The organism is Streptococcus cristatus (genome assembly GCF_003943515.1).
Taxonomy (GTDB): domain Bacteria; phylum Bacillota; class Bacilli; order Lactobacillales; family Streptococcaceae; genus Streptococcus; species Streptococcus cristatus_D.
Window position 1 is genome coordinate 37,674 of sequence record NZ_RJPT01000004.1, and the last position, 11,728, is coordinate 49,401.

At 42.9% G+C, this 11,728-nt stretch carries 10 protein-coding genes; all 10 read left to right on the forward strand.

All coding sequences use genetic code 11. The features are described 5' to 3' along the window. The first annotated feature begins 46 nt into the window (after positions 1-46). A complete protein-coding gene (dprA, locus tag D8791_RS05330) occupies positions 47-889 on the forward strand; it encodes a DNA-processing protein DprA (RefSeq protein WP_125446546.1) in 843 nt (280 codons plus the stop codon). An 84-nt stretch (positions 890-973) separates the two neighbouring features. Further along, the gene (gene topA / locus D8791_RS05335; protein WP_125446547.1) at positions 974-3,067 is read left to right on the forward strand and encodes a type I DNA topoisomerase; all 2,094 of its coding nucleotides are present in this window, start codon (positions 974-976) and stop codon (positions 3,065-3,067) included. A gap of 60 nt (positions 3,068-3,127) precedes the next feature. Beyond that, on the forward strand, positions 3,128-3,622 hold the full coding sequence (locus D8791_RS05340) for a phosphoribosylanthranilate isomerase (protein WP_125446548.1): 495 nt from the start codon (positions 3,128-3,130) through the stop codon (positions 3,620-3,622). Positions 3,623-3,715: 93 nt separating this feature from the next. Next, positions 3,716-5,050 (forward strand): methylenetetrahydrofolate--tRNA-(uracil(54)-C(5))-methyltransferase (FADH(2)-oxidizing) TrmFO, encoded by a 1,335-nt coding sequence (gene trmFO, locus D8791_RS05345; RefSeq protein ID WP_009660383.1) that lies wholly within the window; start codon positions 3,716-3,718, stop codon positions 5,048-5,050. A gap of 115 nt (positions 5,051-5,165) precedes the next feature. Next, positions 5,166-5,990: an alpha/beta hydrolase gene (locus D8791_RS05350; protein WP_124764634.1), complete on the forward strand. Its 825-nt coding sequence runs from the start codon at positions 5,166-5,168 to the stop codon at positions 5,988-5,990. Between the two features lie 32 nt (positions 5,991-6,022). Then, positions 6,023-6,763, forward strand: a complete 741-nt coding sequence (locus D8791_RS05355) for an esterase family protein (RefSeq protein ID WP_125446549.1) — start codon at positions 6,023-6,025, stop codon at positions 6,761-6,763. Positions 6,764-6,790: 27 nt separating this feature from the next. Beyond that, on the forward strand, positions 6,791-7,957 hold the full coding sequence (locus tag D8791_RS05360; RefSeq protein WP_125446550.1) for an ATP-grasp domain-containing protein: 1,167 nt from the start codon (positions 6,791-6,793) through the stop codon (positions 7,955-7,957). Between the two features lie 392 nt (positions 7,958-8,349). After that, entirely contained in the window at positions 8,350-9,318 is a 969-nt protein-coding gene (locus D8791_RS05365) for a thiamine pyrophosphate-dependent dehydrogenase E1 component subunit alpha (protein ID WP_045497374.1), read from the forward strand. 20 nt (positions 9,319-9,338) lie between these two features. Continuing rightward, complete coding sequence (locus tag D8791_RS05370; protein WP_005590327.1) at positions 9,339-10,331, forward strand: alpha-ketoacid dehydrogenase subunit beta; 993 nt, start codon at positions 9,339-9,341, stop codon at positions 10,329-10,331. A 347-nt stretch (positions 10,332-10,678) separates the two neighbouring features. After that, on the forward strand, positions 10,679-11,722 hold the full coding sequence (locus D8791_RS05375) for a dihydrolipoamide acetyltransferase (protein ID WP_045497371.1): 1,044 nt from the start codon (positions 10,679-10,681) through the stop codon (positions 11,720-11,722). Positions 11,723-11,728 lie beyond the last annotated feature (6 nt).

Here is an 11,728-nt window from a genome sequence, read left to right on the forward strand (position 1 = left end):
TTCTTTTTTTGAACTTTTTTACGAATAAGAAAGTGAGGTGATTAAAATGAATAATTTTGAAATTTATAAAATGAAAAAAGCTGGCTTGACTAATCAACAGGTCTTAAATATCTTGAGGTATGCAGAAAATAAAGAAGGAGAGCTATCTTTACGAGACAAGGCCGTCGTCTCTGAGTGTCGCAATCCCGCACTCTTTATGGAAAAGTACAAGCGACTTGATTTACCAGCTTTGAAAGAAGAATTTGAACGTTTTCCGTCCTTTTCAATCTTGGATGATGTGTATCCTTGGGATCTATGCGAGATTTACGATGCGCCGACTTTGCTATTTTATCAAGGAAATTTAAATTTGCTAGAAATGCCTAAGATAGCGGTTGTTGGCAGTCGAGACAGCAGTAAGCAGGGCAATGCTGCTGTGCAGAAAATCATCAAGGAGTTGAATAATGAGCTGGTTATCGTTAGCGGGCTGGCTCGTGGGATTGATACCGTGGCCCACATGGCTGCCCTGCAAAATGGTGGCCAAACTATTGCTGTCATTGGGACGGGACTAGATGTCTTCTATCCCAAGGCCAATCAAAAACTGCAGGCTTATATTGGCAAAAATCATCTATTGCTGACGGAGTATGGGCCAGGTGAGCAACCCTTGAAATTTCATTTTCCAGATCGAAATCGCATCATAGCTGGTCTTTGTCGTGGCGTTATCGTGGCAGAAGCCAAGATGCGCTCAGGCAGTCTGATTACTTGTGAGCGGGCAATGGAAGAGGGGCGGGATGTCTTTGCCATTCCAGGGTCTATTTTAGATGGAAAATCTGACGGTTGTCATCATTTGATTCAAGAGGGCGCAAAGTGCATCACATCGGGCTCTGACGTCCTATCTGAGTTCCAATTCTAAAACAAGTTTTCCTATAGAGAATGTTGTGAGTTGACATCTATCAAAAAATAGTTTACACTCTATGAGATTTATTTCTTATAGAAGGTGTCTAATTTGGTAACAAAAACAAAGAAAAAATCTACGACCAAGAAAAATCTTGTCATCGTAGAGTCGCCTGCCAAGGCAAAAACAATAGAAAAATATCTGGGAAGAAATTATAAGGTTCTGGCCAGTGTGGGGCATATTCGTGACTTGAAAAAGTCCACTATGTCCATAGATTTTGAGAATAACTATGAGCCGCAATACATTAATATTCGTGGTAAAGGTCCGTTGATTAATGACTTGAAAAAAGAAGCTAAGAAAGCCAAGCAAGTCTTTCTGGCAAGTGACCCGGACCGCGAAGGAGAAGCTATTTCTTGGCATCTGGCCCACATTCTTAATCTGGATGAGAAAGAGAAAAACCGCGTCGTCTTTAATGAAATCACCAAAGATGCAGTCAAGAACGCTTTTAAAGAGCCGCGCCAGATTGATATGGATTTGGTCAATGCCCAGCAAGCGCGTCGGGTTCTGGACCGTTTGGTTGGTTATTCCATTTCTCCGATTCTTTGGAAGAAAGTCAAAAAAGGCCTGTCAGCTGGTCGGGTGCAGTCTGTCGCTCTCAAGCTGATTATCGATCGGGAAAATGAAATCAATGCCTTCAAACCAGAAGAATACTGGACAATTGACGGAACCTTCAAGAAAGGGACTCGTCAGTTCCAGGCCAGCTTCTACGGCATAAACGGCAAGAAGATGAAGCTGACTAATAACGAAGATGTCAAGGAAGTCCTGTCTCACCTCAAGGGTGATGACTTTACAGTCGACAGCGTCGAAAAGAAGGAGCGTCGACGCAATGCTCCGCTGCCCTACACGACTTCCTCTATGCAGCAGGATGCCGCTAATAAGATTAATTTCCGGACTCGTAAGACCATGATGGTAGCTCAGCAGCTTTATGAAGGTATTAATATCGGCTCTGGCGTGCAAGGTCTGATTACGTATATGCGTACCGACTCGACTCGGATCAGTCCAGTAGCGCAGAATGAAGCGGCTAGCTTTATCACGGATAAATTTGGCGCCAAATATTCCAAACATGGAAGTAAGGTGAAAAATGCTTCAGGAGCTCAAGATGCCCACGAGGCCATTCGCCCTTCCAGTGTCTTCAATACACCAGAAAGCATTGCAAAATATCTGGATAAGGATCAGCTTAAGCTCTATACGCTAATCTGGAATCGCTTTGTAGCCAGTCAAATGACAGCTGCAGTCTTTGATACTATGAATGTTAAAATTGAACAAAATGGTGTTCAATTTACAGCTAACGGTAGTCAAGTTAAATTCGATGGTTATTTGGCTATCTATAATGACTCTGACAAGAATAAAATGCTGCCAGATATGGAAAAGGGTGATACCGTCAAGCGTGTCAATACCAATCCAGAACAGCACTTTACGCAGCCGCCAGCTCGTTATTCTGAAGCGGCTCTCATCAAAACTTTGGAAGAAAATGGCGTTGGTCGTCCGTCTACCTATGCACCGACCATTGAGACCATTCAGAAACGATATTACGTTAAGTTGGTTTCCAAGCGCTTTGAGCCGACAGAATTGGGTGAGATTGTCAATTCATTGATTGTCGAATTCTTCCCAGGCATCGTAAATGTGAAATTTACAGCCGAAATGGAAGCAAAACTGGATGATGTAGAAGTTGGAAAAGAACAGTGGCAGAAGATCATTGACGAGTTTTACAAACCTTTTGAAAAGGAAGTGGCTAAAGCTGAGTCTGAAATGGAAAAAATCCAAATCAAGGATGAGCCAGCCGGTTTTGACTGTGAGGTCTGTGGCAGTCCCATGGTCATCAAGTTGGGTCGATTTGGTAAATTCTACGCCTGCAGTAATTTCCCAGACTGCCGTCACACTCAGGCCATTGTCAAGGAGATCGGCGTGACCTGCCCACAGTGCCAGAAAGGTCAAGTTATCGAGCGTAAGACTAAGCGAAATCGTATTTTCTATGGCTGTGATCGTTATCCAGACTGTGATTTCACATCTTGGGATAAGCCAGTCGGTCGGAACTGTCCAAAATGTGACCATTATCTGATTGAAAAGAAAGTTCGTGGTGGCGGCAAACAAGTGGTCTGCAGCAATGGCGATTACGAAGAAGAAAAAGTGAAATAGTTATTATTACATAATTTATATTACGTAAAATATTTTCTCCTGAAGAAGAGGAGCAGTTTTATGACAGATAAATTTGCAGAATTTCTAAAAATCGCGTCTCAACTGAACAAGATAGGAATTGTTCCACTGCTGATGGGCTCCTTGGGGCTGGAGCAGGTTACTGGTCAGGACTGGCAGGCGCGGGATATTGATATTCATGTTCATGGTGATGAGCGTGGCTGGGAAGCACCAGACGAAGAGCGTATTTATGATATGGACAAGATCGAGCCCATGATGGGGCGTCTAGGTTATCGTTTAGTCGATCTGCACGAGCACGAATTTCAAAAAGAAGATTTGTCTATTGAATTCGGGGTCATGGAAACGCTAGAGGCATTTTCAGGTGTGCCGTTAGAGAAGCTGACTCGAAAAGAAGATGAAGGTGTCAAGTTTTTGCTGCCGACTGCGGAGCAATTTTTAGCTATCTACCGCGCTTCTTCCCAAGATTCTTACCGAAATGATAATAACAATCATAAGGATTTTGCTAAGATTGCTTATTTGGAAAAAATGACAAAATGATAGACATTCAGGAATTCTCCTGTCTGTCTTTTTTACTATCTTTTTGTTATAATGGTCAGAGTGAAAATCTAGAAATATCCAAGGGAGAGTATCATGTCATCATCCTATATCAATGTTATCGGTGCTGGTCTGGCTGGCAGTGAAGCAGCTTACCAGATTGCCAAGCGTGGCATCCCAGTCAAACTCTATGAAATGCGGGGTGTTAAGTCAACACCTCAGCACAAAACTGCAGACTTTGCAGAACTGGTCTGCTCTAACTCTCTGCGAGGAGATGCGCTGACCAATGCAGTCGGTCTGCTCAAGGAAGAAATGCGACGATTGGACTCGGTTATTTTAAAATCTGCAGAAGCGACTCGGGTGCCAGCAGGTGGTGCTCTAGCGGTTGATAGAGAAGGTTTTTCGCAGCTGGTAACGGAGCTAGTGACCAATCATCCATTGATTGAGGTCATTCGTGAAGAAATCACCGAAATTCCGGAGGATGCCATCACAGTTATTGCGACAGGGCCCTTGACCAGCGATGCTTTGGCGGAAAAAATTCACTCGCTCAATGGAGGCGACGGTTTTTATTTCTACGACGCAGCAGCGCCAATTATTGATGTTAATACCATTGATATGACCAAGGTCTATCTCAAATCCCGCTATGATAAGGGCGAAGCTGCCTATCTCAATGCACCTATGACTAAGCAAGAATTTATGGATTTCCATGATGCTTTGGTCAATGCTGAGGAAGCACCGCTCAATTCCTTTGAGAAGGAAAAATACTTTGAAGGCTGTATGCCAATTGAAGTCATGGCTAAGCGAGGGATTAAAACTATGCTTTATGGACCGATGAAGCCAGTTGGTTTGGAATATCCAGATGACTATCAAGGTCCTCGAGATGGTGAATATAAGACGCCATACGCTGTTGTGCAGCTTCGTCAGGACAATGCAGCAGGCAGTCTTTACAACATTGTCGGCTTCCAGACTCATCTCAAGTGGGGCGAGCAAAAGCGGGTCTTTCAGATGATTCCTGGTCTTGAGAATGCAGAATTTGTCCGTTATGGTGTTATGCATCGAAACTCCTATATGGACTCTCCAAATCTGCTTGAACAGACTTTCCGGTCTAAGAAACAGCCAAATCTTTTCTTTGCAGGTCAAATGACTGGAGTTGAAGGGTACGTAGAGTCAGCTGCTTCAGGTCTAGTTGCTGGTATCAATGCCGCTCGACTCTTCAAAGGAGAAGAAGCACTTGTTTTTCCAGAAACAACAGCTATCGGCAGCCTGCCTCACTATGTTACCCATGCTGACAGCAAGCATTTCCAACCCATGAATGTCAATTTTGGCATTATCAAAGAGCTGGACGGCCCTCGAATTCGTGACAAGAAAGAACGCTATGAGAAAATTGCTGTGCGAGCCTTGCAGGATTTACAGCCTTATTTGGATAAATAATCTATTTTCTATCATTATCTAATAAAAATCATCAAAAAGTTAGGAAATTCCTAACTTTTTTGCTTAATTTGTGATATAATAAATAAAAATTTTGAAAATAGAAAGTTTTCTGAAAATGAATAAATCCTATTTTTACCTTGAAATGAAGACACATGAGTTGGTCGTTCCTTATACTAAACAAAAACGCCGTGTCCGCATATTGCTTCCAAAGAACTATAGTCAGGACACAAATAAGACGTATCCGGTCGTTTATTTTCACGACGGCCAAAACGTTCTCTATAGCAAGGAGTCTTTCAGCGGCCATTCGTGGAAGGTGATTCCGACAATCAAGCGTAATCCAGACATTGAAAAAATGATTGTCGTGGCTATTGATAACGATGGTCAACGACGGATGAATGAATACGCAGCTTGGAAGTTCCAAGAGTCCAATATTCCCGGAATTCAGTTTGGCGGCAAGGGAACGGAGTATGCGGAGTTTGTCATGGAAGTCGTCAAGCCTTTTATCGACCAGCATTATCGGACCAAGTCGGATCGGCTGCATACAGCCATGATTGGGTCCTCTCTTGGGGGAAATATTAGCCAGTTTATCGGCGTTGAATACCAAGATCAGATTGGCTGTCTGGGCATCTTTTCATCAGCCAATTGGCTGCATCAGGAAGCTTTTGACCGTTATATTGAGAGAAAAACACTTCAGGCAGACCAGCGAATTTTCATTTATGTTGGTACAGAAGAGGCTGACGATACAGATAAGACATTGATGGCTGGCAACATCAAGCAGGCCTATATCAATTCATCGCTCAGCTATTTCCGACAGCTACTTGTGTCTGGAGTAGATTTGGCCAATATCCAGATTAAGATCCAGTCTGGAGCTATTCACAATGAAATCGCTTGGGCGGAGCACTTGCCGGACTGTTTCCGTTTTATCGGCGAAAAATGGTAAGCTAGTCAAACACTAAGAAAGAGGTAGAAACTATGCATGTAGAATTTTTAAGTCATTGGAGCGGCAATTTAGGCCGAGAAATGTATGTCAATCGCTATGGCCACGCTGGGCTCCCGATTATAGTCTTTGCATCATCAGGCGGCAGCCACAATGAGTATGCTGACTTTGGCATGATTGAAGCCTGCGCTGGCTTTATTGAGGCCGGTAAGGTCCAGTTTTTCACTCTCAGCAGTGTTGATAGTGAGAGCTGGCTGGCGGACTGGAAGCATCCTCACGACCGAGCAGAAATGCATCGTGCCTATGAGCGTTATGTCATTGAAGAGGCGATTCCTTTCGTAAAGCATAAGACGGGCTGGTTTGACCCTATGATGACGACAGGCTGCTCCATGGGAGCTTATCATGCTGTTAATTTCTTCCTTCAGCATCCAGATGTTTTCAATAAAGTTATTGCCCTCAGTGGTGTCTATGATGCACGTTTCTTTGTCGGTGACAATTTGAATGACGAAGTCATTTATCAAAACTCGCCAGCTGACTATATCTGGAACCAAAATGATGGCTGGTTTATTGACCGCTATCGACAGGCGGATATTATCGTTTGTACTGGCTTGGGAGACTGGGAGCAGGATGGCTTGCCTTCTTTCTATACACTGAAAGAAGCCTGCGAACACAAAAATATTCCAGCTTGGTTTGCTGAATGGGGCCATGATGTCTCTCATGATTGGATTTGGTGGCGCAAGCAGATGCCTTATTTCTTGAGCCAGTTAAATCTCTAAAATGTTAAGTAGAAAGGAAGTCTTACTATGAATTATATTGTTATTTCACCTTATTATCCAGAAAATTTCCAGCAGTTTACGATTGAGCTGGCTAACAAGGGCATTACAGTGCTTGGTATCGGACAGGAGCCCTATGAGCAGTTGGGCCTAGGTCTCCAGAACGCTTTGACAGAGTATTTCCGTGTTGACAATTTGGAAAATTTGGACGAAGTTAAACGAGCGGTAGCCTTCCTTTTCTACAAACATGGACCGATTGACCGCATTGAGTCCCACAATGAATACTGGCTGGAGCAAGATGCTCAGTTGCGGGAACAATTTAACGTTTTTGGAGCTAAGCCAAATGACCTGAGAAAGACCAAGTTCAAGTCTGAAATGAAGAAACTCTTCCAGAAAGCTGGTGTGCCAGTCGTTCCAGGTCAGGTTGTCAAAAAACTATCGGATGTAGATCAGGCTGTCAAAAAAATCGGCCTTCCTCTGATTGCTAAACCAGACAACGGGGTAGGGGCTGCAGCCACGTTTAAGATTGAGACAGCTGCGGATGTCGAGCATTTCAAGGCTGAATGGGATCAAGAAACTATCTATTTCTTTGAAAAATTTGTGACTTCTAGTGAGATATGTACGTTTGATGGCCTGATTGATTCCGAAGGAAATATTGTCTTTTCAACAACTTTTGACTATGCCTACACACCGCTTGACCTCATGCTTTATAAAATGGATAATTCTTACTATGTCCTCAAGGAGATGGATCCAAAACTTCGTGCTTATGGAGAAGCCATCGTCCAAGCATTTGGCATGAAAGAGCGCTTTTTCCATATCGAATTTTTCCGCAAAGACGATGATTACATAGCTATCGAATACAATAATCGTCCAGCAGGTGGTTTTACCATTGATGTTTATAATTACGCTCACTCAATCGATCTCTATCGTGGATACGCGAATATTGTTGCGGGGGAACCTTTCCCCGAATCAGACATGGAGCCATTATTCTGCTTGGCAACATCTCGTCGCGCAAGCTCACATTATGCCTATTCAGAGGCGGAGTTGTTAGAAAAGTATCGGGATAACTTTAAAGTCAAAAAAGATATGCCAGCGGCTTTCGCAGAGTTGCAAGGTGATTACCTCTACATGCTGACCACTCCAAGTCGGGAGCAGATGGAAGAGATGATTGCGGACTTTGGAAAGAAAGCAGAATAATTTTTTATAGCAAATAGTTCTCTTACAGCGGTGAACATCCACTCAGCATATATAATAGTGTTGCGGAAATAGAATGAGAATCTAGTTTTGAATCTATTGAACCATTCAAAAAAATTAAACATAATAGTTTGTGAAATATTTATTTTTGTTTTATCAATCAGCGTATCTATGGGATATGCTGATTTTTCTTTGTGAAAAAATTTGAGCAAAAACTTTGACAGTGCTTACAATATTCGTTAGAATAGAAGGGAAATAAATAATGCTTATACCCTGTATCATTCGGAATGATAGGACAGCTAGAGCGCTTGGGATATTCATGGTGTCCTAGTTCAACTTAAATAGTTGCAGCTGCCCGTACACTCGATTGAATGGGGTTTTAGAAAGGCAAAGAAATGGCAACCTTAGATAAATCTCTCTTATTAGAGATGTTTCGTAAGATGGAAGAAATCCGTCGTATGGACTTAAAAATTGCACAACTTGTAAAAAAAGGGAAAGTTCCAGGCATGACTCACTTTTCAGTGGGTGAGGAAGCGGCCAATGTTGGTGCAATGTTAGCTTTAAATCCGGATGATTTAATCACTTCTAATCACCGTGGACATGGTCAAGCCATTGCCAAAGGTATTGACCTAAATGGTATGATGGCTGAGATCCTTGGTAAGTACAATGGTACTTGTAAAGGGAAAGGCGGCTCTATGCATATTGCCGATCTGGATGCTGGAAACCTTGGTGCCAATGGTATCGTAGGTGGCGGTATGGGAATCGCTGTTGGTGCGGCTCTTACTCAGCAAATGCAGAAGACAGGCAAGATTGTTGTCTGCTTCTTTGGTGACGGTGCGACCAACGAAGGTGTTTTCCACGAAGCAGTAAACATGGCTTCTATCTGGAACCTTCCGGTTATTTTCTACTGCATTAACAACGGTTATGGAATCTCTGCGGATATCAAGAAAATGACCAATGTGGAACACATCCACGAGCGCAGCGCAGCCTATGGAATCCCAGGCATGTTCATCGAAGATGGAAATAATGTTCTGGATGTCTACGAAGGCTTCCAAAAGGCTGTCGAGCACGTTCGTAGTGGTAAAGGACCAGTCTTGATCGAAAGTGTAACCTATCGTTGGTTAGGACATTCATCTTCTGATCCGGGTAAATACCGCACTCGTGAAGAAGTAGACGAATGGAAGAAAAAAGATCCCATTGAAAATCTTCGCAACTACTTGCTAGAAAATGACATTGCAAGCGAGGAGGAGCTAGAAGCTATTCAAGCTAGTGTCAAAGAAGCAGTAGAGGCGTCTGTAAAGTTTGCAGAAGAAAGCCCATTCCCACCGCTTGAATCTGCTTTTGAAGATATTTACGCAGACTAAAGAGAGGAGAAAAAAAGAAAATGGAAACTAAAACTATGTCATTTCGTGACACCATTATCCTCGCTATGTCTGAGGAAATGCGTCGCGATGAAAATGTACTCTTGATGGGAGAGGATGTCGGAGTTTTCGGTGGAGATTTCGGAACATCTGTTGGTATGCTGGAAGAGTTTGGTCCTGAGCGTGTACGTGACTGTCCGATTTCAGAAGCGGCGATTTCTGGAGCAGCAGCAGGAGCAGCCATGACAGGACTTCGCCCGATTGTTGATATGACCTTCATGGACTTCGCTGTAATTGCTATGGATAATATCGTCAACCAAGCGGCTAAAACACGTTATATGTTTGGTGGTAAAGGGCAAGTTCCGATGACCATTCGTTGTGCGGCTGGTAATGGAGTGGGTTCCGCAGCCCAGCACTCGCAATCTCTAGAGTCTTGGTTTACGCATATCCCTGGACTTAAGGTTGTGGCACCAGGTACACCTGCGGATATGAAAGGACTGCTCAAGTCTTCTATCCGTGATAACAACCCAGTCATCATTCTTGAGTACAAGTCTGAATTTAACCAAAAAGGGGAAGTGCCAGTCGATCCTGAGTATGTTATTCCGCTTGGCGTTGGCGAAATCAAAAAAGAAGGTACTGATGTAACAGTTGTTACCTACGGAAAAATGCTGCGCCGTGTCATGCAGTCAGCTGAAGAATTGGCAGAAGAAGGTATCTCTGTAGAAGTCGTTGACCCACGTACATTGGTGCCGCTTGATAAGGATATTATCATCAATTCTGTTAAGAAGACTGGTAAGGTTGTTCTGGTAAATGATGCCCACAAAACTAGCGGTTTTATTGGTGAAATTTCAGCGATTATTGCTGAATCTGAAGCATTTGACTATCTAGATGCACCAATCCGCCGTTGTGCAGGTGAAGATGTGCCAATGCCTTATGCACAAAACTTGGAAAACGCGATGATTCCGACTGTTGAAAGCATCAAAGACGCTATTCGGAAGACATATCATAAAGAATAAGGTATAATAAAGAAAAGGCTTTCTCATGGATTAGATTACATAGATTATTTTATGTAATCTAATCTAATCTAATCTTGTGTAGAGGTCCTAATAAGTACTTTTAATATTTATATTTAGTGTGGGCTAAAAGCTCAGAAAAAAGATAATTTACCTTGGTTTCATCGAAGCCAGTGTCGATTTTCTATTTTTCAGTCGCTTTTAATGCCCTTTGTATCATGTAATTGAATTCGGACGGAGGTCTGCGAAAAAAAGATAGATTTCCTTGTGTTCATCGAACACATCGTCAATCTCCTATTTTTTCCTTGCCTTCTTCGTCCTTAATATCTTAGTATAGAATTGGAGAGGTCATGGCTGATGATAAGCTAAGAGCGACTCCTGCGGCTAGAAAGTTAGCGGATGATTTAGGGATCAACCTCTACGACGTTTCTGGCTCAGGTGCAAACGGTCGTGTCCACAAAGAAGACGTGGAAACTTATAAAGACACAAACGTGGTTCGCATTTCGCCACTTGCAAAACGAATTGCCCTCGAACATAACATTGCTTGGCAGGAAATCCAAGGAACAGGTCATCGTGGTAAGATTATGAAGAAGGACGTTTTGGCCTTGCTTCCTGAAAATATCGAAAACGATACCATCAAGTCTCCTGCCCAGATCGAAAAAGTGGAAGAAGTTCCAGACAATATCACTCCTTATGGTGAGATTGAGCGTATTCCAATGACACCAATGCGTAAGGTTATCGCCCAACGTATGGTTGAATCCTACCTAACTGCGCCGACCTTCACGCTCAACTACGATGTCGATATGTCAGAAATGTTGGCGCTTCGTAAGAAGGTTCTTGAGCCAATCATGGAAGCAACTGGTAAGAAAATTACGGTTACTGACTTGCTTTCTCTCGCTGTTGTTAAGACACTGATGAAGCACCCATACATCAACGCTTCATTGACCGAAGACGGCAAGACCATTATCACTCACAATTATGTCAACCTTGCTATGGCTGTGGGAATGGATAATGGCTTGATGACACCTGTTGTTTACAATGCTGAGAAATTAAGTCTTTCGGAGTTAGTAGTTGCATTTAAAGATGTGATTGGACGGACCTTGGATGGCAAATTGTCTCCAAGTGAGCTCCAAAATTCAACTTTCACAATCAGTAACTTAGGAATGTTTGGTGTTCAGTCCTTTGGTCCTATCATTAACCAACCAAACTCAGCAATCCTCGGGGTTAGCTCAACAGTAGAGAAACCTGTAGTTGTCAATGGTGAGATTGTCATTCGCCCTATCATGAGCCTAGGGTTAACTATTGACCACCGTGTCGTAGATGGTATGGCTGGTGCTAAGTTTATGAAAGACTTGAAAGCCTTAATTGAGAACCCAATCTCAATGTTGGTTTAAATAATA